Annotated in this window: 25 protein-coding genes; 13 read left to right on the forward strand and 12 right to left on the reverse strand. The window is 68.1% G+C overall.

Annotated features, from left to right (window positions below):
- Nucleotides 1-17 precede the first annotated feature (17 nt).
- From fabG1 to ON20_RS15220, 6 genes are all read right to left on the reverse strand, one after another.
- The gene (fabG1, locus tag ON20_RS15195; RefSeq protein ID WP_040836182.1) at nt 18-734 is read right to left on the reverse strand and encodes a 3-oxoacyl-ACP reductase FabG1; all 717 of its coding nucleotides are present in this window, start codon (nt 732-734) and stop codon (nt 18-20) included.
- A gap of 639 nt (nt 735-1,373) precedes the next feature.
- Nucleotides 1,374-2,375 carry a VWA domain-containing protein gene (locus ON20_RS15200; RefSeq protein WP_040836184.1) on the reverse strand — a complete coding sequence of 334 codons (1,002 nt, stop codon included), beginning with the start codon at nt 2,373-2,375 and terminating at the stop codon, nt 1,374-1,376.
- Nucleotides 2,372-3,322 carry a DUF58 domain-containing protein gene (locus ON20_RS15205; RefSeq protein WP_040836185.1) on the reverse strand — a complete coding sequence of 317 codons (951 nt, stop codon included), beginning with the start codon at nt 3,320-3,322 and terminating at the stop codon, nt 2,372-2,374. The genes ON20_RS15200 and ON20_RS15205 overlap by 4 nt, the downstream gene beginning before the upstream one ends.
- A gap of 26 nt (nt 3,323-3,348) precedes the next feature.
- On the reverse strand, nt 3,349-4,536 hold the full coding sequence (locus ON20_RS15210; RefSeq protein ID WP_040836187.1) for an AAA family ATPase: 1,188 nt from the start codon (nt 4,534-4,536) through the stop codon (nt 3,349-3,351).
- A gap of 169 nt (nt 4,537-4,705) precedes the next feature.
- Complete coding sequence (locus ON20_RS15215; protein WP_281032877.1) at nt 4,706-6,076, reverse strand: NlpC/P60 family protein; 1,371 nt, start codon at nt 6,074-6,076, stop codon at nt 4,706-4,708.
- Between the two features lie 770 nt (nt 6,077-6,846).
- A complete protein-coding gene (locus ON20_RS15220) occupies nt 6,847-7,371 on the reverse strand; it encodes an Rv1476 family membrane protein (protein WP_040836279.1) in 525 nt (174 codons plus the stop codon).
- Between the two features lie 327 nt (nt 7,372-7,698).
- Here ON20_RS15220 and ON20_RS15225 point away from each other — a divergent pair, with 327 nt between their 5' ends.
- The 5 genes from ON20_RS15225 (at nt 7,699) to ON20_RS15245 (ending at nt 13,443) form a co-directional block, all read left to right on the forward strand.
- Nucleotides 7,699-10,506 carry an aconitate hydratase gene (locus tag ON20_RS15225; RefSeq protein WP_040836190.1) on the forward strand — a complete coding sequence of 936 codons (2,808 nt, stop codon included), beginning with the start codon at nt 7,699-7,701 and terminating at the stop codon, nt 10,504-10,506.
- Between the two features lie 245 nt (nt 10,507-10,751).
- Entirely contained in the window at nt 10,752-11,318 is a 567-nt protein-coding gene (locus tag ON20_RS15230) for a TetR/AcrR family transcriptional regulator (protein ID WP_040836192.1), read from the forward strand.
- Nucleotides 11,319-11,445: 127 nt separating this feature from the next.
- Nucleotides 11,446-11,850, forward strand: a complete 405-nt coding sequence (locus ON20_RS15235) for an acyl-CoA thioesterase (RefSeq protein ID WP_245547249.1) — start codon at nt 11,446-11,448, stop codon at nt 11,848-11,850.
- Between the two features lie 174 nt (nt 11,851-12,024).
- Nucleotides 12,025-12,465: a hypothetical protein gene (locus ON20_RS15240; RefSeq protein WP_040836196.1), complete on the forward strand. Its 441-nt coding sequence runs from the start codon at nt 12,025-12,027 to the stop codon at nt 12,463-12,465.
- A gap of 45 nt (nt 12,466-12,510) precedes the next feature.
- Nucleotides 12,511-13,443: an MvdC/MvdD family ATP grasp protein gene (locus ON20_RS15245; protein ID WP_245547250.1), complete on the forward strand. Its 933-nt coding sequence runs from the start codon at nt 12,511-12,513 to the stop codon at nt 13,441-13,443.
- Between the two features lie 416 nt (nt 13,444-13,859).
- On the opposite strand, the gene ON20_RS15255 is transcribed toward ON20_RS15245, so the two are convergent.
- Complete coding sequence (locus ON20_RS15255) at nt 13,860-14,102, reverse strand: helix-turn-helix domain-containing protein (protein WP_051133097.1); 243 nt, start codon at nt 14,100-14,102, stop codon at nt 13,860-13,862.
- A gap of 117 nt (nt 14,103-14,219) precedes the next feature.
- Nucleotides 14,220-15,851 (reverse strand): ABC-F family ATP-binding cassette domain-containing protein, encoded by a 1,632-nt coding sequence (locus ON20_RS15260; protein WP_040836203.1) that lies wholly within the window; start codon nt 15,849-15,851, stop codon nt 14,220-14,222.
- Between the two features lie 188 nt (nt 15,852-16,039).
- Here ON20_RS15260 and ON20_RS15265 point away from each other — a divergent pair, with 188 nt between their 5' ends.
- Nucleotides 16,040-16,804, forward strand: a complete 765-nt coding sequence (locus ON20_RS15265; protein ID WP_040836205.1) for an SDR family oxidoreductase — start codon at nt 16,040-16,042, stop codon at nt 16,802-16,804.
- Between the two features lie 142 nt (nt 16,805-16,946).
- Here the strand turns inward: ON20_RS15265 and ON20_RS15270 are convergent, their stop codons facing one another.
- The 4 genes from ON20_RS15270 to ON20_RS39920 all read right to left on the reverse strand — a co-directional run bounded on the left by ON20_RS15270 (nt 16,947) and on the right by ON20_RS39920 (nt 18,257).
- On the reverse strand, nt 16,947-17,393 hold the full coding sequence (locus ON20_RS15270; protein WP_040836207.1) for a PaaI family thioesterase: 447 nt from the start codon (nt 17,391-17,393) through the stop codon (nt 16,947-16,949).
- A 211-nt stretch (nt 17,394-17,604) separates the two neighbouring features.
- Nucleotides 17,605-17,937, reverse strand: a complete 333-nt coding sequence (locus ON20_RS38945) for a hypothetical protein (RefSeq protein WP_245547251.1) — start codon at nt 17,935-17,937, stop codon at nt 17,605-17,607.
- Between the two features lie 66 nt (nt 17,938-18,003).
- Nucleotides 18,004-18,129 carry a hypothetical protein gene (locus tag ON20_RS39915; RefSeq protein WP_281032878.1) on the reverse strand — a complete coding sequence of 42 codons (126 nt, stop codon included), beginning with the start codon at nt 18,127-18,129 and terminating at the stop codon, nt 18,004-18,006.
- A complete protein-coding gene (locus ON20_RS39920) occupies nt 18,129-18,257 on the reverse strand; it encodes a hypothetical protein (protein WP_281032879.1) in 129 nt (42 codons plus the stop codon). The genes ON20_RS39915 and ON20_RS39920 overlap by 1 nt, the downstream gene beginning before the upstream one ends.
- A 157-nt stretch (nt 18,258-18,414) precedes the next feature.
- On the opposite strand from ON20_RS39920, the gene ON20_RS15280 reads away from it, so the two are divergent.
- The 7 genes from ON20_RS15280 to ON20_RS15310 all read left to right on the forward strand — a co-directional run bounded on the left by ON20_RS15280 (nt 18,415) and on the right by ON20_RS15310 (nt 25,797).
- Nucleotides 18,415-19,458, forward strand: coding sequence for a FecCD family ABC transporter permease (locus tag ON20_RS15280; protein WP_040836209.1), 1,044 nt, complete (start codon nt 18,415-18,417; stop codon nt 19,456-19,458).
- Nucleotides 19,455-20,567, forward strand: a complete 1,113-nt coding sequence (locus ON20_RS15285) for a FecCD family ABC transporter permease (protein WP_040836211.1) — start codon at nt 19,455-19,457, stop codon at nt 20,565-20,567. The genes ON20_RS15280 and ON20_RS15285 overlap by 4 nt, the downstream gene beginning before the upstream one ends.
- A gap of 14 nt (nt 20,568-20,581) precedes the next feature.
- Nucleotides 20,582-21,442: an ABC transporter ATP-binding protein gene (locus ON20_RS15290; protein WP_040836280.1), complete on the forward strand. Its 861-nt coding sequence runs from the start codon at nt 20,582-20,584 to the stop codon at nt 21,440-21,442.
- Nucleotides 21,443-21,519: 77 nt separating this feature from the next.
- On the forward strand, nt 21,520-21,909 hold the full coding sequence (locus ON20_RS15295; RefSeq protein WP_040836213.1) for a BlaI/MecI/CopY family transcriptional regulator: 390 nt from the start codon (nt 21,520-21,522) through the stop codon (nt 21,907-21,909).
- A gap of 38 nt (nt 21,910-21,947) precedes the next feature.
- Complete coding sequence (locus tag ON20_RS15300; RefSeq protein WP_040836214.1) at nt 21,948-22,886, forward strand: M56 family metallopeptidase; 939 nt, start codon at nt 21,948-21,950, stop codon at nt 22,884-22,886.
- The gene (locus tag ON20_RS15305; protein WP_051162529.1) at nt 22,879-24,195 is read left to right on the forward strand and encodes a DEAD/DEAH box helicase; all 1,317 of its coding nucleotides are present in this window, start codon (nt 22,879-22,881) and stop codon (nt 24,193-24,195) included. The genes ON20_RS15300 and ON20_RS15305 overlap by 8 nt, the downstream gene beginning before the upstream one ends.
- Before the next feature lie 165 nt (nt 24,196-24,360).
- Nucleotides 24,361-25,797, forward strand: a complete 1,437-nt coding sequence (locus ON20_RS15310; protein WP_040836216.1) for a GuaB1 family IMP dehydrogenase-related protein — start codon at nt 24,361-24,363, stop codon at nt 25,795-25,797.
- Nucleotides 25,798-25,866: the final 69 nt, after the last annotated feature.

Here is a 25,866-nt window from a genome sequence, read left to right on the forward strand (position 1 = left end):
GATGTGTGTCGGTGCGCTCAGTGACCCATGCCGAGGCCGCCGTCGACCGGGATGACCGCACCGGAGACGTAGCCGGAATCATCGGAGGCCAGGAAGCTGATCACCGCGGCGACATCCTCCGGTTTTCCCTTGCGCTGCAGCGGAATGGCCTGGACCGCCATCTCCTGGTACTTGTCGTCCAGGGCGTTGGTCATATCGGTTTCGATGAAGCCGGGAGCCACCACATTGGCGGTGATGGAACGCGACCCCAGTTCGCGGGTCAGCGACCGCGCCATACCGATGAGACCGGCCTTGGTGGAGGCGTAGTTGACCTGTCCTGCCATACCGGCCATCCCGACCACTGAGCCGAGGAAGACAAGTCGGCCCCAGCGCGCCCGCAGCATGGCCCGGTTGGCCCGCTTGGCGCAGCGGAAGGCGCCGGTCAGATTGGCGTCGACGACCCGGCTGAACTGCTCCTCACTCATCCGCATGAGCAGAGTGTCCTCGGTGATACCGGCATTGGCGACCAAGACCTCCACCGGGCCCTGCCGCTCCTCCACCTCGGCGAACGCGCGATCCACCGATTCGGAGTCGGTGACATCGCATTTCACGCCGAGCAGTCCCTCCGGCACACCGGAACCCCGGTGGGTGACCGCCACCTTGTGGCCGTCGGCGAGCAGACGCTGTGCGACCGCGAGCCCGATACCGCGGTTACCGCCGGTCACCAGGACCGAGCGCGATACTGTGTTCGACATGCGGACCAACCTACCCGGCCGCGTTTCCCGCAGACCATCAGGACCTCCCACGCATGTCGGCGGTGATCGTCCCTCGGGATCACCGGGGACGGACACGATTCGGGCCGGAGCCGCGGGTGACGACTCCGGTCCGAATCGGCTCGGCGCACGGCCACATCAGCAGGACGGGCACCAGCTGACCGATCGGGCGAAGAAACCCAGTGACGGCACCTTCTCATCGGTACTCACGTACCGATGCTGTCCCGCCGGTCCCCCGCACGGGTTCTCGCTCAGCAAGATTTGCACTCCCGCGCGACTGGCGACCGACCTGGCGGGTACCGGCAGATCGACGCAGTAATTCGCCCTACTTCGGGAATTGTTCAGATAGGTCATCTCACCGGAGTAGTTGTCACCGGGCCGGAAACACGCGTCTCTGTCCGTACACGCGGCAGCCGACGCCGATGGCGTCGGCGCCACAGCGACAGCGAGCGCGGCCGATGCCACCGAAGCGGCAACGACGACTCCACGCATCGAACCCCTCCCATCGAAGTGCCGCACCTTCGGCGGCGCCGCAGGGAGAACGTAACACGCCGACAGCGGGGACGGCGCCCGTTTTGTTCCGCAACGGACGCCGCCCCAACGCTTTTCACCGCGGACAGATCACGGAAGGCGCTGTCGGAACGCGATCGCCAGAACGACGCCCGCGAGGGTGGCGGTCAGTCCGAGCAGCCACCACGGCCGGCTCGCGTCGCCTCGTCTCATCTCGTATCCGATCTGCTGCTCCAAGGTGTCGTACACGTTGGACAGTTCCTGGAGGGTGGCGGCGCTGTAGTACTCACCGCCCGACAACCGTGCGATCTCACGCATCGCCTCGTCGTCGACCTCCACCTTCACCCGGTCCGTGCCGCCGTCTTCGCGGGGGATGTCGACCGTGCCCCATTTCGTGCCGAACGCGATCGTCGACACCGGCACCCCCTTCTCCTTCGCCAGTCGGGCGGCGACGTATTCGTGCCGGGGATTGTCGACGTCGTCGAAGTCCGGGACCGTCTGCTTGCCGTCCGACATCAGCACGATCCGAGCCGGCGGCGGTGTCTCCGCACCGCCGAGCACCGATCCCAGGACGTCGATGGCCTGCAAAGCGGTGTGTATCCCTTCGCCGGTCGCGGTCCGCTCGGCCAACTTGATGTTGTCGATGGCGGCCTTCACCGCTTCCCGGTTCGTCGTCGGGCTGACCATCACCGACGCGGTCCCCGCGTAGGTGACCAGGCCCAGGTTGATACCCGGGGTCAGGCCGTCGGCGAAGTTCTTCGCGGCCTCCTGCGCGACCTGTAGCCGGCTCGGCTGGACATCCGTCGCTTCCATCGACAACGACACGTCCATCACGAGTACGACGGTCGCCCGGTTGCGCGGCACCTTCTCCACCGCGGTGGGGGCAGCCGCGCCGATGGTCGAGAACACCATGCCGATCAGCAACAGCACGATCGGCAGGTGACGCCGGAAATCGGGGCGGTTCGGGGCCACCTGCTCCAGCAGCTCCATATTGGTGAACCGCATCATGTGCTTGTGCTTGCGGCGCTGAACCAAGAGATATCCCAGCGCTATCAGCACGATGACGGCGAGGAAGCCGAGCCAGATCGGGGCGGTGAAATGCGAAATACTCATTGGCGGGGCACCCGCTGGGTCGGGGCGCCGAGGCTGTGGCGCCGGGTGGCGACGAACCGGACCACATCGGCGATCCAGTCCCGGTCGGTCTGCAGGGTCAGCACGGGCGCGGCGCAGTTCCGCAACACCTGCGCGACCTGCTCACGGTGCTGCCGGGCGGCGGCGGCATAGTCGGCGCGCAGGGTGGGAGTGATGCTGAACTCCCGGGTGCGCCCGGTCTCCGGGTCGTGCAGCACCGCATCGCCCAGATCGGGCAGGGTGAGGTCACGCGGGTCGAGCACCTCCACCGCGAGCAGTTCATGTCGGCCGGAGATGGCCCGCAGCGGCCGCTGCCAATCGATCTCGCCCAGGAAATCGCTGATGACCACCGCGAGTCCGCGTTTGCGCTGGGGCCGCCGCAGCGATTCGATCGCCCCGCGCAGATCGCCGCGCACACCGTCGCGGGCATGGGGGGTGGTGGCGATGGAGCGCAGCAGCGACTGCGCGTGCACCCGTCCGCCGCGCGCGGGTATGCGGACCAGCCGTTCACCGGTCGCCACGACGGCACCGATCCGGTTGCCGCCGCCGCTGGTGAGGTGGGTGATGGCCGCCGCGGCGGCAATGGCCAGATCGCGTTTCTGACAGGCCGCGGTGCCGAAGTCCAGGCTGGCCGACAGGTCGACCACCATCCAGGTCTCCAGTTCCCGGTCGGCGATCATCTGCCGCACATGCGGGTGGGTGGTGCGGGCGGTGACCGACCAGTCCATCTGCCGCACATCGTCACCGGGCTGATAGGCGCGCGCCTCCCCCGGCTCCGAACCCGGGCCCGGGATCAGGCCGAGGTGTTCCCCGTGCAGCACCCCGTCGAGACGACGACGCACGGTGAGCTCGAGCGTCCGCAGCGCGGCCGACAGGCGCGGATCGCTGAGCTCGCCGCCGCGGAACGACGGCGGAGCGTGACCGGGCATCGAGGCGGGGTATTCCGAAGGCCGGGTCACTTGGGCTGATTGTTGCCGGCGGCCTGCGATACCTGGCCCGGGGGCGGCGGAACCTGCTGCCCTTGCGGCGGACCCTGCGGCGCGGGCGGCGGGACATGTCCCCGGCCGTTGCTGTCTCCCACGGGCGCGGCCTGCCCCACGGCCTGCGGCGCGACCTGCGGCATACCGACGGTCTGCAGCACCCTGGTGATCACGTCCTCGGGGCTGATCTCGTCGGCGAGCGCGTCGTAGGACAGCACCAAGCGGTGGCGCAGCACATCCGGGATCACCTCGACCACATCCTGTGGCACCACGTAGTCGCGGCCGCGGATCAGCGCGACGGCCCGGGCGGCGGCGATGATGCCGAGACTGGCGCGCGGCGAGGCGCCGTAGGACACCCAGCCCGCGACGTCGTTCATTCCGAACTCGGCCGGTGCGCGGGTGGCCGAGATCACCCGGACCACATAGTCGACCAGCGCGTGATGCACGAAGGTGCTCGAGGCCAGTTTCTGCAGCCGCAGCAGCTCGGACGGTTCCAGGATCTGCCTGGGCTCCGGCGGGGTGACACCCATCCGGTAGATGATCTCGCGCTCCTCCTCCACCGAGGGGTAGTCGACGACCACCTTGAACAGGAAGCGGTCGCGCTGGGCCTCCGGCAGCGGATACACGCCTTCGCTCTCGATCGGGTTCTGCGTGGCCATCACCAGGAACGGATCCGGCATGGGATAGGTCTTGCCGCCGATCGACACATGCCGTTCGGCCATCACCTCGAGCAGCGCCGACTGCACCTTCGCGGGCGCGCGGTTGATTTCGTCGGCCAGTACGAAGTTGGCCACGACCGGGCCGAGTTCGGTGTCGAACTCCTCGCGGCCCTGCCGATAGATCCGGGTACCGATCAGGTCGGTGGGCACCAGATCGGGGGTGAACTGCACACGGGAGAACGTGCCGCCGACCACCTTGGCGAAGGTTTCCACCGCGAGCGTCTTCGCGATACCGGGGACACCTTCGAGCAGGACGTGCCCGCGCGCCAGCACCCCGACGAGCAGCCGTTCGACCAGCCGGTCCTGGCCCACGATGACCCGCTTGACCTCGTAGATCGCCTTCTCCAGGGTCTGGACGTCACGCTCGAGGGTGCCGGATGAGGACGCCTGTGGCCGTTTCGCCACATCCACCCCGCTGACACCGTCCGTCGAAGTCACCAACATCCCCGCTTTCGCCTCGGTCCTGTGCGTGCTGCCACAACTATTCCAGGTAATGGCCTTCCGTGCCGCAACCGGGGACACCGTGGACGAAAACCCGGCCCCGCGGGCACTGGAGATCCGGAGCGAACGGTAACCGCTCGGCCGTGGTCCGGCGGCCACCGCGGTGGCCGGCTCAGCCGACGATACGCACCGCGAACGGCATGATGCCCGCCTCGCGGACGGGCGAAACCTTGACCACGTCCCCGGATTCCGGGGCCTCCACCATGATGCCGTCACCCAGGTACACCGCCACGTGCGAACTGCCGCCCGGCCCCCAGAACAGCATGTCCCCGCGTTCCCGTGCGGCCACCGGAACGCGGGCGCCCGCGTTGTACTGGTAACCGCTGTAGTGCGGCAGCGACACGCCGATACCCGCGAAGGCGTAGACCATCAGCCCGGAGCAGTCGAATCCGACCTTGCGGTAGTCGCCGTGATTGTCGGCCGCCCCACCGTCGCGGATACCGCGCGTGGGGCCGGTCTCACTGCCACCGCCCCAGGCATAGTTGACACCGAGCTGGGACAGGGCGCGGTCGACCACGATCTCGACGGCTGCCGGCCCGGTGACTCGCGGAGTGTCGAATTCCTCGGCGGAGCCGCCGGTGTCGTAGGGCTGCACGCCGATCTTGCCGGTTCGCCGCGGCTGGTCCTCCAGCAGGGTGTGTGCAGGTTTCCCCGCGCCCGCCTCGGCGGCCCGGGCCTGGGAGGCGTGGTCGGCGGCGGCGCGGGCGGCGGCGGTGGCGGCCGCGAGTGTTTCCTCGGCTCGGCGCTGTCGTTCCCAGTCCAGATAAGCCGTCTGCTGATGCTGCAGGCCGGTCGCCTGGCTGCGTGCGGCGTCCAGCCGGGCCTGGGCGTCGGCGCGCTGCCGCAGCAGGTCGTCGCGGAGGGCGGTCCGGCGGTCCAGTTCGGCCGTCGCGGTCCGCATCGCCGCTTCGGCGTCGGTCCTGCGCTGTTCGGCGGTGACGCGGGCTGCTTCGGCGAGGTCCTGGGCGCGCCGGGCATCGGCGTGGGCGTTGCCCAGTTCGATCTGCGCGCGGCGCAGGTCGTCGAGTACCTTCTGCCGGTCCCGGGTCACCAGGCCCAGAACCTGGGCGCGGTCGAGGGCCGCGGTGGGCCCGCCGGGTGCGAGGTAGGAGAGCACCGTATCGGCGGACGGCTGTGTGTAGACGCCTGCGGCGAATCGGTCGAATTCCCCGCGGGCCTGCCGGAGAGAGGTTCCGGCATCGGCCAGCGACCGCCCGGTGGTGTCGACCTCGGACGCCGCGGTATCGGCGGCGGCTCGCGCGTTCTGCAGGTCCACCAGCGCCTTGTTGACCTCTTCGCGCGTGCGGGCGACCTCGTCGTCGTGCTGTCGAATCTGTTCGTCGGCCGCCGCCACGGTGTTGATCAACGCCCCGACTGCACCGATCCCGGTCTCCACCTGTGCCTGCGCGTCGGCGATATCCCCTTCGCCGGGCCGGAGAGGTGGTGGCGGAGCCGCGACAGTTGGAGCGGACGAGACAATCATGATGCAAAGCAGCAAACATATTGTTATCCAAATAGGATGACCGTGACCTGTTCGCCGAACCCAGTGCATCGCACCTCCAGCGGTTCCGATTGCTACCTCGCCTGGCAGGTATCGGACGAACCGACTGTTCGGCGACCCGCCAACGCACGGACAACGCTCTTTCCAGCTACGGTCAGTCGAACGGTACGGCCGGATCGGTCACGAAGCGGATGCGACAGTCCGAATTGCAGAAACGCTACCTATCGGTTGCGCAAAATTATCCCGCCCATTGGACGGATTTATAACTAGAGAGCAAAACCGGATTCGACAGCAGCCCGGCAAACAAGACCGCTCCTTCGGCCGAGCGGGCCCTACGGTTGCCGCGACCGAAATGAATGTGCCCCGACACCATGGTCGGGGCACATAGGACAAAGAGATCGAAGATGGCCTCGGTTCACGAGACATACGTCACGGCGAATTACGGCTTACTGGTGTAGTACCAGTTACCGCTACCCGCCGGCCGTTCGTAGCAGTCTCCGTAGCAGGGGCCGTTACCACCATGATCGAACTCGCACCAGTACTTGCCACTCTTACCATCACGATCTCTGAACGGCCCGTGCACGGCTGCCGAAGCCGAGGCAGGCAACACACCCATCAATCCGATGGCAACAATGGCCGCAACGATCAATTTCTTTGTTATCTGTCCCTCCCTGGAAGCCGCCCCCTCCGAGCGGCTTGGGCAAGGATATCAGGCCGTCACCGGCGGGACCCACGAAATATTTTGGTGCGCTTCATATCTCGTGCTTGGCGCGGCGCGACTTCACCCAGTACAGCCCACCGACCGTCAGCAGCATCCCCGCCAGAAGGACGATCGTGATGTGGGTCCAGGTGATCACGGGCTCGTATTCAACCCGGTCGACGAAGGTCTGGGTTTTGGTCGCAACCGCTTCGACCGGGCGTACCCACTCGACAGCGTCCTCGGCGGCCTCGAGCTTCACCCGGCTGAAGGTGTCGCTGTAGGTGCCCGCCCAGTCCCGGCTCAGGACCAGTACGGTGCCGTGCTCGCTCTTCGCCACCTCGGTGGCCAGGTCACGCAACTCCGAGTCGTGCCAGGGATTGCCCTCCGTGACCACTACGCTGAGATCGATCCCCTGCGCCCGCGCGTGCTGCACGATGGCGGCCACCTCGTCCTGGTCCACGTCGGCCGGTGCCGCCACATGGTTGTCCGCGAGGTCCGTGCGGACGTCGTCCAAGTCGACATTCTGCGGCAAGCCGGCAACCTTGGGGACGAAAACCCGAGTGTACGAAACGGTCATTTTCCATCCGGTCATGTCGAGCCGCATCGACACGCGAGGCGACGGGAATCCAACACTGCGGGGTGAGCGTAGAAGATGCGTCCGCGGGCACGGATCACACCCCGGCAAACCCGACAGGCACAGTACGCGATGCGCTCCCGATACCATGACGCACGCCACGCCGACGGTGCGCCGAGGCCGCCCCGCACGTCTCACAGGACAAGCGTACTGTTAGAGTCGAAGATGCGGGAAACCCGGTACGTAACCGGCCGGTGGTCCTTTCGAAGACATACCCAGCCGTCGGCACAGCCCCGCCGACGGCACCCTCACCCGACGAGTGGAGCTGACGTGACGAAAAGTATCGATACTTTCGGCGCCAAGGGCACTCTCGAGGTCGGAAGCAACTCCTACGAGATCTTCCGGCTCTCGGCCGTCCCGGGCACCGAGAAACTCCCCTACGCACTGAAGGTCCTCGCGGAGAACCTGCTCCGCACCGAGGACGGCGCCAATATCACCGCCGACCACATCCGTGCCATCGCGAACTGGGATCCCAGCGCCGAACCCAGCGTCGAGATCCAGTTCACCCCTGCGCGCGTGATCATGCAGGACTTCACCGGCGTGCCCTGTGTGGTGGACCTCGCCACCATGCGCGAGGCCGTCGTCGCTCTCGGCGGCGACCCCGCGAAGGTCAACCCGCTCTCCCCCGCCGAACTGGTCATCGACCACTCGGTCATTCTCGACGTCTTCGGCCGTGCCGACGCCTTCGAGCGCAACGTCGAGCTCGAATACCAGCGTAACGGCGAGCGCTACCAGTTCCTGCGCTGGGGTCAGGGCGCGTTCGACGACTTCAAGGTCGTCCCCCCGGGCACTGGAATCGTGCACCAGGTGAACCTCGAATACCTGGCACGCACCGTCATGGTTCGCAACGGCCAGGCCTACCCGGACACCTGCGTGGGCACCGATTCGCACACCACCATGGTCAACGGGCTGGGTGTGCTGGGCTGGGGTGTCGGCGGTATCGAGGCCGAGGCGGCCATGCTGGGCCAGCCGGTGTCGATGCTCATCCCGCGCGTGGTCGGATTCAAGCTGACCGGCGAGATCCAGCCGGGCGTCACCGCCACCGACGTGGTGCTCACCGTCACCGATATGCTGCGCAAGCACGGTGTGGTCGGCAAGTTCGTGGAGTTCTACGGTCAGGGTGTGGCCGAGGTCCCGCTCGCCAACCGCGCGACCCTGGGCAATATGAGCCCCGAGTTCGGCTCCACCGCGGCAATCTTCCCGATCGATGCGGAAACCATCAACTACCTGCGCATGACCGGTCGGTCCGAGGAGCAGCTCGCACTCGTCGAGGCCTATGCCAAGGAACAGGGCATGTGGCACGACCCGGCGAAAGAGCCGGCCTACTCCGAGTACCTGGAGCTCGACCTGGGCACCGTGGTGCCGTCCATCGCCGGCCCCAAGCGTCCGCAGGACCGTATCCTGCTGAGCGAGTCGAAGATCGCGTTCCGCAAGGACATCCACAACTATGTGGAGGAGGAGCATCCGGTCCCGCACACCCAGCTGGACGAGGCGGTCGAGGAGACCTTCCCGGCCTCCGATCCGGCCCCGGCCCCGGCCTTCGCCGACGACGGGGCGGTCGACGTCCAGTCCGCGGCCACCCATGCCGACGGCCGGCCGTCCAAACCGGTACGGATTGTCTCGGAGGAACGCGGTGAGTTCATCCTCGACCACGGCGCGGTCGTCGTCGCGGGCATCACCTCCTGCACCAACACCTCCAACCCCTCGGTAATGTTGGGTGCGGCGCTGCTGGCCCGCAACGCGGTGGAGAAGGGCCTGTCGACCAAGCCGTGGGTCAAGACCAATATGGCTCCGGGCTCGCAGATCGTCACCGACTACTACGAGAAGGCCGGCCTGTGGCCGTACCTGGAGAAGCTCGGCTTCTACCTCGGCGGTTACGGCTGCACCACCTGCATCGGCAACACCGGTCCGCTGCCGGAGGAGATCTCCGAGGCCGTCAACGACAACGATCTCACCGTCACCGCGGTGCTGTCCGGCAACCGCAACTTCGAGGGCCGTATCTCCCCCGACGTGAAGATGAACTATCTGGCCTCACCGCCGCTGGTCATCGCCTACGCCCTGGCGGGCACCATGGACTTCGACTTCGAGACCCAGCCGCTGGGCACGGACCCGCAGGGCAACGAGGTGTTCCTGCGTGATGTCTGGCCCTCGTCGCAGGAGATCGACGACACCATCAAGTCTGCGATCAGCCAGGACATGTTCACCAAATCCTACGCGGACGTGTTCAAGGGTGACGAGCGCTGGCAGAACCTGCCCACCCCCGAGGGCAATACCTTCGCCTGGGACGAGAACTCGACCTACGTCCGCAAGGCCCCGTACTTCGACGGGATGAGCAAGGAACCGACCCCCGTCGAGGACATCAAGGGCGCGCGCGTGCTGGCCCTGCTCGGCGATTCGGTTACCACCGACCACATCTCGCCGGCCGGCGCCATCAAGTCGGGCACCCCCGCGGCCGACTACCTCGAGGCCCACGGCGTGGAGCGCAAGGACTTCAACTCCCTCGGCTCGCGGCGCGGTAACCACGAGGTGATGATCCGCGGCACCTTCGCCAATATCCGGCTGCGCAACCAGCTCCTCGACGATGTCTCGGGCGGTTACACCCGCGACTTCACTCAGGAGGGCGGCCCGCAGACGTTCATCTACGACGCCGCGCAGAACTACCAGAAGGCCGGTATTCCGCTGGTCGTGCTGGGCGGTAAGGAGTACGGCTCGGGTTCCTCGCGTGACTGGGCGGCCAAGGGCACCCGCCTGCTGGGCGTGCGGGCCGTCATCACCGAATCGTTCGAGCGCATCCACCGCTCCAACCTGATCGGCATGGGTGTCATCCCGCTGCAGTTCCCCGAGGGCGAATCCGCCGAGTCGCTGGGGCTGGACGGCACCGAGGTCTTCGATATCGAGGGCATCACCGCCCTCAACGAGGACGCGACGCCCCGCACGGTGAAGGTGACCGCCACCAAGGACAGCGGCGAGAAGGTCGAGTTCGACGCGGTGGTGCGTATCGACACCCCCGGCGAGGCCGACTACTACCGCAACGGCGGCATTCTTCAGTATGTGCTGCGGAATATGATTCGTGCTTGATTGCGCCGCCTCCGGCGGCGCGTGTTCGCGCCCCTGAGGTCTCCTCGTGGCGCACCCGAGACTCGCGCCTACGGCGCATGCGCTTCGGGCGCGCCGCGACGAGACAGGCGCGAACATCGCCCGTAGAACTCGCTCCCGGCGGGGTTGCGAGGGTGCCGACAGGCCTCTTGTTTGCTCGCTCGTAATCTGAGGGCCCCGCGCGGTGATCCGCCGCGCGGGGTTCGTATATCCGTTGAAGGAGACCGATGCCCAAGGTCAGCGATGATCATCTGGCCGCCCGGCGCTCGCAGATACTCGACGGCGCGCGCCGCTGCTTCGCCGAGTTCGGGTACGACGGCGCCACGGTGCGCCGCCTGGAGGAAGCCATCGGGCTGTCCCGCGGCGCGATCTTCCACCATTTCCGGGACAAAGACGCACTGTTCCTCGCCCTCGCGCAGGAGGATGCGGGACGGATGGCCGAAGTCGCCGCCAATCAGGGCATCGTGCAGGTCATGCGGGATATGCTGGCCGACCCGCAGGCCTACAACTGGCTCGGTACCCGGCTGGAAATCGCCCGCCGGCTGCGCACCGATCCGGAGTTCCGGGCGAGCTGGACCCAGCGTTCGGCCGAGCTGACCGCCGCCACCCTGGCCCGGCTGGAACGCCGCAAGGCCGCGGGGGCGCTGCGCGACGACGTGCCGACCGATGTGCTGCTGGGCTATCTCGACCTGGTGCTGGACGGTCTGATCGCCCGGATCGCGTCCGGGCATACGAACGAAAACCTTTCTGCGGTCCTGGATCTGGTGGAGGCGTCGGTACGCCGCCGCCCCTGAGCCGGGCATCCACCACCGTATGGGCCGCCACTGCTCGCCCATCGCGGCCTTTCTCTCGGACCGGTGTCCCCACCGTAACGGGAACAACGCCGGGGCACGCGCCGTTCGCCCTGCTATGACCTTCACCGTGCCCGTTACTGTCCGCGGCTACGAACTGGATGCCCTCGGCCACCTCAATCAGGCGGTATATCTGCAACATGCCGAGCACGCACGATGGGAGTGCCTGCAGGCCGCCGGTATCGATCAGGAGAAACTACGTGCCGGCCGCGTCGGTCCGGTGACACTGGAGACCACGATCAGCTATCGGCGGGAATTGCGCGGCGGTGACGAGGTGGGGATCGGCTGTGAATTCAAGTGGGGCACCGGCAAAACCTTTCGCATCCATCAGGAGACACGCAAACTGGACGGCACCCTGTCCGCCGATATACGGGTGATCGGCGGTCTCTTGGACCTCGAGGCACGAAAACTGCTCCCGAATCCCGCCGATCGGTTCCGCGAACTGGCCGAGAACCCCGAGTTACTCGGATTGTGAATACACCGCGTCGGAAAATTTCCGCTTACCACCCATACCGGTAAACCGATCGGTATGCCGAAATCGGAAATCCGTCGATATCGGCCGCGACCACATCACACCGCGATATGATCCGGATCACACTCGGGGATTATGGCGAACAGCCAGTAGATCGACCAGATCGGAGAATCCACCATGATCGACGCCCTCCACCTCCCCGCCGCACCGGATAGATATCGCGCCCCCGCACTCCAGGGCATACTCGTCGCTCGGCCCGGCCGCGATATCAGTGTCAGGGTTACCGAGGGAACGTGGACCTTCCGGCGCGACGATGCGTTCGATATCCGGGAAACCGACAGTTACGCCCCCGGGCAACCTGTACCGGTCGACATCCGCCCCGGCGCCACCGCCGATTTCACCCGTCGCCTGCGCATCGACATAGTGGGCCGGCCGATGACCCTGGCCGCGCCGCCGTCGGAGGCGTTCGGCGACGATCAACTGCGCCGGCTCACCGAAGCATGGACGGACCGACTCCGGATCGCCGACTCCCCCGCCACCGGCGCGACATTCACCTTCTGCCAGACGAAACCGATGGACGGCAGCGACGACGGCGTCAACCGCGACAGCCTCTACTGAGCGGCCGTCCGGATGACCGCGGCGCCGAGGGGTTCGGTGCTCATTGTGTCCGAATCCGATGATCTGCATGCGACCGCCCTGGCAGTGACGCTGCGAGAACAGCACCGCGTCAACCCGCTCCGGTTCGATCTGCGCGATTTTCCCGCCGCGGCGGGAAGTTTCCGACTCGACGCGCTGGGGACCACCCGATCGCTGTCGCATCTGGACGGACTCGACGAGGTGCAAGCGGTCTGGTGGCGGCGCCCGCACCCGAGTCGGGTGCCCCTCGGTATCCGAGCCGACGACGACGCCTACCGGCAGGCCGAATGCGACGGTTTCATCCAGGGGCTGCTGTGGTCGATTCCCGCGCTGTGGGTCAACGATCCCGGGCACGACCGCACCGCGCACCGCAAGATCGTGCAATTGGAGACGGCGTCCCGGGCCGGGTTCGCGATCCCGGAAACGCTGATCACCAATGACCCTGTGCTCGCCCGCGATTTCATCGAATCCCGGCCCGGCACCGTGGTGTACAAGCGCACCGGCACCAGCCGCGCCGAATTCACCGAAACCCGAATCGTCGGCGCCGCCGACCTGGACCACCTCGACGGGATCCGTTCGGCGCCCACCACTTTCCAGGACTTCGTCGACGCCCGGTGCGATCTGCGGGTGGTATGGGTCGACGGCGTGGCGTGGACGGTTCGTATCGACTCCCAGGCGGGCGCCGGGCGAGTGGATTCCCGGCTCGATACATCCGTCGATTTCACCCCCGCTCGACTTCCCGCCTCGGTCAGCAAATCGCTCACCACGTTGATGGGCGCGCTCGGACTCGAATTCGGGGTGCTCGACCTCCGGCTCGGCACGGACGGGGAGTACTATTTCCTCGAGGTCAACCCCCAGGGACAGTTCGCCTATCTGGAGATCAAGACGGGGCTTCCCCTCTTCACCAGCCTTGGCAATCTGCTGGTGCGGGGCGACGGCACAGTGCCGGGCTGTGTTTGATTGCGCCGCTTCCCGGCGGCGCGGGTCGGGGCCCTTGTGACCTCGGATCTTCCTTCCCTGCGCGAATCCGCTCCGGTCGGTCCAGACCCCGGGCAGGCCCCGAGCACGGAGGTGCTGTACCACCTGGCGGTACAGCTCTACCGGAATCTCCCCTTTTGCCGCGAGTCCGTGGACGCGGATCCGCTGCGTCGGTCCGGACTCGGGCGGGTCGCGACCGCCGGGTGATCGGTCCACGATGCGGCCATCGAGGTGATGGTCCCGCACCGAGGCACCACGGTGTCCGGCCCGTGGCCGCGACTGCCGAGATGAATGGTGATCGACCGGGTACGCCGGGCACCCGCGTGCTCGGCGTGGGCAGGCGTGCGGAAGCGGCCGCCGGGTGTGGCGAGGCGGCCGGTTCTCGCGGTATGGGAGGTCTAGCGCGCTTTGCGGCGGTTGGCCCCACCACGGCTGCGGAGTTGGACGTGCGACTCCACCAGTACATTGTGGATGAAGCCGTAGGAGCGTCCGGTGGACCGGGCCAGCGAACGAATGCTCGCTCCCGCCTCGTATTGCTTCTTCAACTGCGATTGCAGGCGATCGCGGGACTTGCCCGTGACGCGTGTGCCCTTGCCCAGTGTGGTTTTGGTGGTTTTACTCTGTGCCGGCCTGTCGCCCATGGCTTCCTCCGAGTCGCCGAGCAGCGTCCTCCTCAGGCTAAGCACTCGGCGAGCGATGAGCAATCAGTTCTTGTGAGTAATGTCACGTTCGATATCAGGAAAATCATCGGACGAAACTCACGCGAGCTGAATCAATTCCAGGTACTCCGCCGACCAGTGGTCCTCGGTGCCGTCCGGCAGCAGGATCACCCGTTCCGGTGACAGCGCCTCGGCCGCACCGGGATCATGGGTGACCAGGACGACCGCGCCCGCATAGGTGCGCAGCGCGTCGAGCACCTGTTCACGGGATACCGGGTCCAAGTTGTTGGTGGGTTCGTCCAACAGCAGGACGTTCGCCGCCGAGGACACCAGGCCGGCCAGCGCGAGGCGGGTCTTCTCACCGCCGGACAGGGTTCCGGCGGGCTGCTCCAACTGGGGTCCGCTGAACATGAACGCGCCCAGCAGCCCGCGCAGTTCTTGTTCCCCGGCGTCGGGCGCCGCGTGCCGGATGTTCTCCCACACGGTGGCGTTATCGTCGAGGGTGTCGTGCTCCTGGGCGAAATAGCCCACTTTCAGACCGTGACCGGGAACCAGCCGTCCCCCGGTGGGCTGCTCCACCCCGGCGAGCAACCGCAGCAGTGTCGTCTTGCCCGCACCGTTGAGGCCGAGGACCACGACCCGGCTGCCGCGGTCGATGGCCAGGTCCACACCGGTGAAGATCTCCAGCGAGCCGTAGACCTTGGTGAGGTTCTCCGCCATCAGCGGCGTCTTGCCGCAGGGGGCCGGTTCCGGGAACTTGATCCGGGCCACCTTGTCGGCCACCCGTACCTCGTCGAGTTCCGCCAACAGGCGGTCGGCACGCTTGACCATGTTCTGGGCGGCAACGGCTTTAGTGGCCTTGGCGCCCATTTTCGCCGCCTGGGCCCGTAGGGCCGCGGCCTTCTTCTCGGCATTGGCGCGTTCGCGGCGGCGGCGCTGTTCGTCGGTGGCACGGGCGTCGAGGTATTTGTGCCAGCCCATGTTGTACACATCGACCTCGCCACGCACCGCGTCCAGGAACCACACCTTGTTGACCACATCGGCGAGCAGGTCAACATCGTGGCTGATGACGATGAGACCGCCGTCGTGGTTCTGGAGGAAGCCACGCAGCCAGGTGATCGAATCGGCGTCGAGATGGTTGGTGGGCTCGTCGAGCAGCAGGATGGTGTCCGAACGGCCGCCGCTGCCGTCGGAGGCGGCGAACAGGATGCGCGCCAGTTCGATTCGGCGCCGCTGGCCACCGGACAGGGTGCGCAGCGCCTGGTCCAGCACCCGGTCGGGTAGGCCGAGGCTGTGGCAGATCCGGGCGGCCTCGCTTTCGGCGACATACCCACCGAGCGCCGAGAAACGCTCCTCGAGCCGGCCGTACTTGCGCACGGCGCGTTCCCGCTCGGCGTCGTCGGCCACCTCCGCCATCAGCGCTTGCTGCTTCTCCATATCCCGGATGAGGGTGTCCAGGCCACGGGCGGACAGCACCCGGTCGCGGGCCAGCATATCCAGGTTGCCCTCACGCGGGTCCTGCGGCAGATAGCCGATCTCGCTCGAGCGGACGATCTTCCCGGCATAGGGTTCGCCCTCACCCGCGAGGATGCGCAGGGTGGTGGTCTTGCCCGCCCCGTTGCGGCCGACCAACCCGATCCGGTCCCCGGTCTGCACCCGCAGCGCGGGCCCCGGTGCCGACAGCAGGGTACGGATGCCGGCCCGGACCTCGAGGTCCGTCGCGGTGATCACAGATGTCTCCTCAGCACATGGTCGCAGGGCAGCTGTCCGGCTCATGCGGGCGGCCGCGGGAAAGGGCGGCCCACATCCGCCTCGGTGCAGTGTGGCCGAACGCCGGACACGGAACCACCGATTTTACCCCGCCCCACGCGCCGCCCCGGCGGACGCCGACACCGATAACTGCCGTAACCTGCCTGCACATGAGTACCGATCTGTTGGGCAAGAGCGCGCTGGTCTCCGGCGCCAGCCGGGGAATCGGCCACGCCGTGGCCGCGGAGCTGCTGCGACGCGGCGCCAACGTACTGATCACCGCACGTAAACCGGAGCCGCTGGAACAGGCCGCGAAGGAGCTCCGTGAACTCGGTCACCAGGGTGAGGTCGTGGCGTTGGCGGGTAATTCCGGGGACGCCGAGGCGCGCGCGGCCGCCGTCGAACGGGTGGTCTCCGAATTCGGTTCGCTCGACATCCTGATCAACAACACCGGTATCAACCCGGTATACGGGTCGCTGATGGAGGCCGACCTGGACGCGGTGCGCAAGATCTTCGACGTGAATGTCGTCGCCGCGCTCGGCTATGTCCAACAGGCGTACAAGACGTGGATGCGCGATAACGGCGGCGCGATCGTGAACGTGGCCAGTGTGGCCGGTATCCGTTCGACGGGAGTCACCGCCGCCTACGGCGCGTCCAAGGCGGCGCTCATCCGACTCACCGACGAGCTCGCCTGGCAGCTGGGCCCGAGGATTCGGGTGAACGCGGTGGCGCCGGGTGTGGTGAAGACCAAGTTCGCCGACGCGCTGTATTCCGCCGACGAAGAGACCGCGGCGCAGACGTACCCCCTGAAGCGGTTGGGCGCGCCCGAGGACGTGGCCCGGCTGATCGGTTTCCTGGTCTCCGACGAGGCGTCCTGGATCACCGGTGAGACCATCCGCGTCGACGGTGGTCTGCTCTCCACCGGCGGTATCTGAACCGTCGGGGCGCGGCCCGGTATCGCGAAGGCTGCCGCGACACGGTCGAGATCGGCCCGTGACCGAAACCGAAAGATGCGTGCACGGCCGAGAGCCCGGCGACCGGTCGGCCGGGCGCCGGGCTCTCGCGTCCCGCGGTAGGTCAGGAGCGTATGGGTAGGTTCTGCAGCCGCACCTGCCCGCGGGCCACGGTCCGGCCCTCCTCGTCGGTGATCACCACCTGCCACAGCTGCTGCAACCGGCCGCGGTGCAGCGGGGTCGCCTCGCCGAACAGGGTGCCCTCCCGGACCGCACGCAGGAAGTCGGTGCTGTTGTGCACCCCCACCACGGTGCCCTGGTCCCCGTACCAGGCACCGGCGCCGGTACTGGCGAGCGTTTCGACGACGGTGCACAGGACGCCGCCGTTCTGGATCCCCGCGGGCTGGTGCAGTTGCGGGGTAACGACCCATTCACCGCGCACCAGGTCCGGGCCGAGCGCCGTGAACCGCAGACCGATCAGATCGCTGAACGTGCCCTTGCTGAGTTCGGTCAGCTGTTCGGGGGTGACATCGGCCGGCGAGCGCGGCGCCCGGGTTTGCTGTTGCGTCATGCCTAAACCATGACACGACCTGCGAAAGGCCGAGCCGGCCGGCCTCGGCGGGGCCCCACCGCGCAGGGGTCCGCGACGAAACGGCAAGGGCGCCCTACGAAAAGGGCGGGCTCCACCGGAGTGGAGCCCGCCGCGGTCGGCTCGGGGGTCACCGCAGCCCTCGGGACTCTCACGCGATCCGACGCCGAACTATACTATAGGTCAGCCTTACCTAACTAGACAACCATTGGATTCGCCGGACCGGCAACCCGCGATCCTCCAATGCCGGCAACAGGCCCTGACCGCGCCGCATACCGGCCACGGCATCGGTTCGGGCCAGATCGGGGACATACGCGGCGACCCCGGAAACGGATTCGTCCACCAGGGACCAGAAACGACGCGCGGGCAGATCCGCGCACCGCGCCAGGGTCTCCTGCACCAGGGTCAGCGCGGGTTCACACCGATGGGCCGGCCACACCGACATCGCCTGTTCACACGGCAGCACCACCACCCTGGGTGCACCGGCCGGCCGGTCACCGTCCACCACTCGAATCGTGGTGTCCATCAGACCGGCCCAGTCGATACCGCCGTCGTTGTCGGTGTGAATCCACAGGTTCTCCAGCCCTGGATCTCAGGCCCGTCCGTCGGCGACCACGAGGGCGACGACGCGACCGACCACCGCGTGGATCAGCGCCATGGCAACGACTTCCGCCGCCGCCCGAGCATTGATCATCTCCGCGGCGTACCGGCGGTACATCAGCTCGGTCCGCCCTCCTCGGGACCGGCGGCCAACCGCCACCACCGCCATTCGCCCTGGTCGGCCATGGCCGCCACGGCATGGACCCGGGAATGCTCCGGTTGCAGCGCGCAGCCGGGAACAGGCATATCCGAACGCCGACTCGTAGAAGCGGGTGGTGCGCAAGGGTTGCGAGTTCGGACATAAGGCCTCCTCGGGACGGGAAGTCGCACAGCGACTTCCCGAAAGGTAGGTTAGCCTTACCAGGCCTAGCAAGTATTTCGCTCGAACAAGGAGTCGCCCCGCGTGGTAATCCTCGGCACCGCGCGCCGCCGGCGCCCGACCGGTCTCGCACTGCTCGCCGTGCTGTCGGCGCTGCTGATCCTCGGGGTGGCGGTGGGCAGCCGGACGATCTCGCCCACCGTGGCCTACCAGGCACTCGAATACGCCCTGTCCTGCCCCGACGGCCCGTTCCGATGCGCGGCACGCTCGACGGACGAACAGATCGTGCGCGGTCTGCGCCTGCCGCGTACCGCCTTGGCGTTGGTCACCGGGATGGCGTTGGGGCTGACCGGCGCGCTGATTCAGGGCTACACCCGCAATCCGCTCGCCGACGGCGGACTGCTCGGTCTCACCGCGGGTGCGGGTTTCCTCTCCGCGCTGAGCATGTACCTGTTCGCCTTCACCACACCCGTCCAGTACATCTGGTTCGCCTTCGCCGGAGCACTGCTGGCGGGCCTGGCGGTCTTCGCCGCCTCGGGTGTCGGCACGGGCCGGGGCGGCCCGCTGAGCCTGATCCTGGCCGGTGCCGCGATGACCGCGTTCCTGCAGGCCCTGACCAATGCCATTGTCGCGCTCGACGCGACCGTGCTGGACAGTTACCGCTTCTGGGTGATCGGCGAAATAGGGGGACGAGACGCGTCGGTGTTCTGGCAGGTTCTACCGTTCCTGGTGGTGGGGATGCTCTTGGCCCTGGCCGCCGCGCCGGGACTGAACCTGCTCGGCCTCGGCGAGGATGTGGCGCGCGGGCTCGGTGTACACATCGGCCGCAGCCGCATGGTGGGCCTGACCGCGGTGGTGCTGCTGTGCGGCGCGGCTACCGCCGCGGTGGGACCGATCGCGTTTCTCGGCCTGGCCGTTCCGCATATCGCCCGGGCCTGTACCGGACCGGACCACCGATGGCTGTTGCCGTATTCGGCGCTGTTCGGCGCGGCGGTACTGCTGATCGCCGATATCGCCGGACGAATCGTGGCCCGGCCCGCGGAACTCCAGGCCGGGGTGATGCTGTCGATACTGGGCGTGCCGTTCTTCATCGCCCTGGTACGGCGACGGAAGCCGGCGAACCCGTGACCATCTCCCTCCGCAAGACCACCCCGGGTGCTCCGGGGACCGCCCCACTGCCGGCCGCACTGCGGCTCGGTCCCGTATCGCTGGTGCTGCGTCCGACGATGGTGGCCGTGGTCGCGGTGATGGCGCTGGCGCTGCTCACACTGTTCTGCCTGCATATCGCTTTCGGCGAGACCCCGTTGCCGCCGGCGCAGGTGCTCGAGGTGCTGACCGGGAGCGGGACCCGCTCACAGCGGTTCATCGTGCTGGAATCCCGGCTGCCGCGGGCACTCACCGCGGTCGTGGTGGGCACCGCCCTGGGACTCGCGGGCGCCATCACCCAGTCCGTACTGTACAACCCGCTCGCCGCCCCCGATGTCCTCGGTATCAGCGCGGGCGCCGGACTGGGGGCGGTGGCGGTGCTGGTCGGTACCGGAGGCACGGTGACGGGTCTGGCCGCCGGCCTCGGCGTCCCCCTGGCCGCCATCGCGGGGGGACTATTGACCGCCGCGGCGATCTACCTTCTGGCCTGGGGCCGCAACCCGACCGGCGATCGGGGGGCGAGCGGTCTGCGGCTGGTGCTCATCGGCGTCGGGGCGAACTCGCTGCTGCTGTCCGGGATCAACTGGCTGCTCGCTCGCTCGCCGCTCACCGAGGTCACACGCCTACAGCAGTGGCTGACCGGGTCGCTCGCCACGACGTCCTACTCCACACTTGTCACCGCTGCCGTGATAACGGCGCTCATGGTACCGGTCGCCCTGGGATCGGCCCACGCTCTCGCCGCGCTGCGGCTCGGCGCCGATACCACCCGCGCGCTGGGTATGCGCATCCAGAGCCGGCAAGTGGTGTTGATCGGGACCGCGGTCGTGGGCGTCTCGGTGGCGACCGCCGTGGCCGGGCCGATCGCCTTCGTCGGCCTGCTCGCGCCGCAGCTGGCCCGCAGGCTGCTGCGTACGCCCGGTGAACCGCTCATCGGGTCGGCGCTGCTCGGCGCGATCGTGGTGGTCGGCGCGGATATCGCCGCCCGGAAGCTGTTTCCCGTCGATCTGCCGGTCGGTATCGTCACCGCCGCCGCCGGTGGGCCGTTCCTGCTTCTGCTGCTCGTGCACATCAATCGGAAGGCAACGCTGTGACCACCGGACGAGCCGTGTCCGCCGGGCCATCCGGGGCACCCTTCGACCATCGGCTCTCCGCCGAGAACCTCACCCTCGGCTATGGTGAGCGCACCATTGTCGACGGCCTGCACCTGGATATCACCCCGGGTGTGGTGACCACCGTGATCGGTCCGAACGGTTGTGGCAAATCCACGCTGCTGCGCTCGCTGGCGCGACTGCTGCGGCCGCGTGCCGGACGGGTCGTCCTGGACGGTAAGGCCATTTCGTCGCTGAAGACGAAGGAGGTCGCCCGCGTCCTCGGGATGCTGCCGCAGAGTCCGGTCGCCCCCGAGGGACTGACCGTCGCCGACCTGGTCGCCCGCGGACGGCATCCGCACCAGTCCTGGCTGCGGCAGTGGTCGTCCGGCGACGAGGCCGAGGTGCTCGCCGCGCTGGAGCAGACCGGTATCGCAGACCTGGCCGACCGGCCGCTGGACGAACTGTCCGGCGGGCAGCGCCAGCGCGCCTGGATTTCCATGACCTTGGCGCAGGGCACCGATATCCTGCTGCTCGACGAGCCGACCACCTATCTGGACCTCGCGCACGCGCTCGAGGTGCTCGATCTGGTCGACCGGCTACACGCCGATCTCGGCCGCACCGTGGTCATGGTGCTGCACGACCTGAACCTGGCCATCCGTTACAGCGATCGACTGGTGGTCATGCGCGCGGGCCGGATCGTCGCCCAGGGCGTGCCCGCCGAGATCATCGAGGCCGATCTGCTGTACGAGGTCTTCGGACTGCGCGCCTCGGTTCTGCGGGATCCGGTCTCGGGCCGGCCGATGATCGTGCCGATCGGTACGCGGCATATCGTCGGCGCCGTCGGAGGTCCCGACACGCCGACGGGCGAGCTATGACAAATACCACACAGCTACCACCCGGTTACGACACCCTGTAGTACGCCTCTCTGTCGTTGTACCCGTAAAATCGAGGAATGGCAGGTCTTGGTGAACTCGAGAAAGCGGTCATGGACCAGTTGTGGTCGGCCGATGAACCGCAAACGGTCCGACAGGTGCACGAGGCCTTGTCCGCACGCCGCGAACTCGCGTACACCACCGTGATGACGGTGCTGCAGCGACTGGCGAAGAAAAACTTGGTGGTCCAGCAGCGCGACGACCGTGCGCACAGGTACGCTCCCGTACATACCCGCGACGAGCTGGTGGCCGGTCTCATGATGGACGCCCTACAGCAGGCCGACGAGGCAGGCAGCCGGGCCGCGGCCCTGGTGCACTTCGTGGAGCAGGTCGGCAAGGACGAAGCCGCGGCGCTCCGCGAGGCGCTCGCCAAGCTCGAAGCAACGGAGGACACCGGCACGTCGAAGTGACCTCCGACCCTGGCCGCACAACGCAGTGAGTCGAGTCGATGAACGCAACCGCGCCGGTTTTCGCCGGACTCGCTTTGCTTCTCGCGGGGCCCGCCCCGGAATTGCTCAGCAGGGCGAAGTGGACCCATCGAACTCCCCGCGCGGCACTCGTACTCTGGCAGGCCATCGCCTTGGCCGCAGTACTCAGCGCGTTCGGCTCCGGTCTGGCGATCGCCAGCGAACTCCTGGTCCCCGGCCCCGACGGACGGCCGACCACCAGCCCCACCGACGAGATCGATGTCCTGGGTCTGCCGCTGTGGCTGGCCTATGTCGTCGTCTTCGCCCTCACCCTGCTGGTCGGCGCCCGGCTGATCTACGCGGTGGTCCGGGTCGGCGTGCACACCCGACGGCGCCGCGCCCGCCATCGCATGCTGGTCGATCTGTTGGACCAGAGCGGACCGGTGCGCCGCGCCGCCGATATCCGGGTGCTCGCGGCCACCGAACCCATCGCCTACTGTCTGCCCGGTCTGCGGCAGCGGGTGGTGGTCAGCGCGGGCACCCTGCACAACCTGGACGAGCAGGAACTCACCGCCATTCTCAGCCATGAACGCTCCCATCTGCGGGCCCGGCACGATCTGGTGCTGGAGGCGTTCACCGCGGCCCACCAGGCCTTCCCCCGGTTCGTCCGCAGCAAATCGGCGTTGGATTCGGTGAAGCTGCTCATCGAACTGCTCGCCGACGATTCCGCGGTGAAGGTGACCGGCCCCAAACCACTGGCACGCGCCCTGGTGGCGTGTTCGAAATCCATCGCTCCGCGCGGCGCGCTGGCGGTGGGCGGGCCCAGCACCCTTATCCGCATCCAGCGGCTGGCCGGTCCGGTGGGCGATACGCGGATCGCGGCCGCCGCCTATCTGGCCTCGGCCTCCATCCTCGTGGTGCCGACGCTGGCCGTGGCCATCCCCTGGCTGGTCGAGTTGAGCCGGCTGTTCCGTGCCTGACCCCGCTCCGCCGGACACCCCGCCGGGGCGTCTCCCGTTCACCGAGCTGGGTCTGCCGGTACCCCTGGTCCAGGCATTGCGACGGGAAGGGATCACCGACGCCTTCCCGATCCAGGCGGCGACCATCCCCGACGCTCTCGCGGGCCGCGATGTGTTGGGCCGGGCACCCACCGGCTCCGGCAAAACCCTCGCCTTCGGGCTGCCGATCCTGACCCGGCTGGCCAACGCGCCCGCGATACCGCGCCGCCCGCGCGGTCTGATCCTCGCTCCCACGCGGGAACTGGCGATGCAGATCGAGCGCGCCCTGGAACCCTTCGCCACCGCGCTGGGCCTGCGCTCGGGTACGGCGGTCGGCGGAATACCCGCGGCGCGGCAGGCCGATCGACTGCTGCGCGGCCTGGATCTGCTCGTCGCGACACCCGGCCGGCTGGCCGATCTGGTCGATCGGGGCGCGGCGGCGCTCGACGAGGTGCGCGTCACCGCCGTCGACGAGGCCGACCATATGGCCGAATTCGGCTTCCTGCCGCAGGTTCGGCGCCTGTTGGACCTGACCCGCGCCGACGGCCGGCGCCTGCTGTTCTCGGCCACTCTGGACCAGGACGTCCAGGCCCTCGTCGACCGATACCTGCGCGACCCCGTCACGCATACCGCGGAAGCACAGTTCACCACCGCACCGCCCGCGACCCACCATCTGCTGTATGTGCGGGCGGAGGACAAGCTCGCGACGGTCGCCCGGATCGCGGCCCGTCCCGGCCGAACACTGCTGTTCGTGCGCACCCAATACGGCGCCGAACGCCTGACCCGCCGACTGCGCGACACCGGTATCGCGGCCGCCGCCCTGCACGGCGGCAAGGTCCAGCGGAAACGCACCCGCACCCTGGACTCGTTCGCCGACGGTTCGGTGGACGTCCTGGTCGCCACCGATATCGCCGCGCGCGGTATCCACGTCGACGACATCTCGCTGGTCGTCCACGTCGATCCGCCCACCGATCCGAAGGACTATCTGCACCGCGCCGGCCGCACCGCCCGTGCGGGAGCCACGGGCACCATCGTCACCCTGGTCACCCCCGAGCAGCGCGCCGAGGTCGCCGAACTCACCCGCTCGGCCGGTATGCCGGTCGAGCAGCACGAAATACGCCCCGACGACCCCGAACTCCGCCGCCTCACCGGCGCCCGCACCCCACCCGGCACCGCATCGCGGGTATCCCGGTCGGCACCCACCCGCGCCACCGACACGCCCGGAAGACCTCACCGCCGCACCGGGCGCGCCGCTCCGCCCCGCCGCATCCGCAAACGCCCCGCAACCTGAGCCGCGGTGGCCGCGACCGGGCGTTCCCCGGCGCGCTCACGTGCTCGACTCCCGACCGGTGCGCGCCGAATCCCTCGGCGCCCCCAATCGTCCGGTTATCCCACGATTGACATCGTCCGCTCGAGACCGGCCCGCGGGTGAGGGGAGCCGATTACCATCGGAGCAGTGCAATTTCTCCCCGGACATCAGCCGCCGTACGACCTGACCTACGACGACGTCTTCCTCGTCCCGAACCGCACGGATGTGGCATCCCGGTTCGACGTGGACCTGTCCACCGTCGACGGATCCGGCACCACCATCCCCATCGTGGTGGCGAACATGACCGCCGTCGCCGGTCGCCGGATGGCCGAAACCGTTGCCCGGCGCGGCGGAATCGTCGTACTCCCGCAGGATCTGCCTCTGAACGCGGCGGCCGAGACCATCGCGTTCGTCAAGAGCCGGTCGCTGACGGCCGACACACCGGTCACCCTGACACCCGACCATTCGGTGTCCGATGCCATGGCGCTGATCCACAAACGCGCGCACGGCGCGGTGATCGTGGTCGAACAGGACCGACCGGTAGGTGTGGTCACCGAAGCGGGCTGCGCCGATGTGGACCGGTTCGCCCGGCTCCGTGATGTCGCAACCCCCGATTTCGTCACCGCGCCGGTCACCGCGCAACCGCAGGAGATCTTCGACCGTCTCGACGGCGCGCACTCCGAGTTGGCGGTCCTGCTCGCCGAGGACGGCGCTCTCGCCGGGGTACTCACCCGCACCGGTGCCGTCCGGACCGGGATCTACGCCCCGACCATCGACGCCGCGGGCAAACTGCGGATCGCCGCCGCCGTCGGGATCAACGGCGATGTGCCGGACAAGGCCAAATCGCTGGTGGACGCCGGGGCCGATGTCCTGGTGGTCGACACCGCACACGGCCATCAGGTGAAGATGCTGGAAACCCTGCGTGCCATCCGGGACCTGGGACTGGGAGTGCCGCTGGTGGCCGGCAACACCGTCTCGGCCGAAGGAACCCGAGACCTGGTGGAGGCCGGGGCCGATATCGTCAAGGTCGGAGTCGGACCGGGCGCCATGTGCACGACCCGGATGATGACCGGCGTCGGCCGCCCGCAGTTCTCGGCGGTCGCGGAATGCGCCGCGGCGGCAGCGGAACTGGGCGTGCACGTCTGGGCCGACGGCGGGGTTCGCCATCCCCGCGACGTCGCACTGGCGCTGGCCGCGGGCGCGTCCAATGTCATGATCGGGTCGTGGTTCGCGGGCACCTACGAATCGCCCGGGGACCTGCGGGTCGACCGCGACGGCAATGCCTACAAGGAGAGTTTCGGCATGGCGTCCAAACGCGCCGTCGCCGCCCGCACGGCCGGCGACCGGGCCTACGACCGCGCCCGCAAGGCACTGTTCGAGGAAGGTATCTCCCGTTCCCGGATGCGGCTCGATCCGGAACGCCCCGGCGTCGAGGACCTCATCGACCACATCTGCGCGGGGGTGCGCAGCGCCTGCACCTACGCGGGTGCCCGCACCCTGCCGGAGCTGCACGCCATGGCGGTACTGGGCGTGCAGTCGACCGCCGGTTTCGCCGAGGGTCGGCCGCTGCCCAAGGGCTGGTGACCCCAGGCCGTCCCCCCGCCGGCGCCGCTCCCCACCGCACCGGCTCATGCGCCTGTGTGCATGAGCCGG

Source organism: Nocardia brevicatena NBRC 12119 (genome assembly GCF_000308495.1).
Lineage (GTDB): Bacteria > Actinomycetota > Actinomycetes > Mycobacteriales > Mycobacteriaceae > Nocardia > Nocardia brevicatena.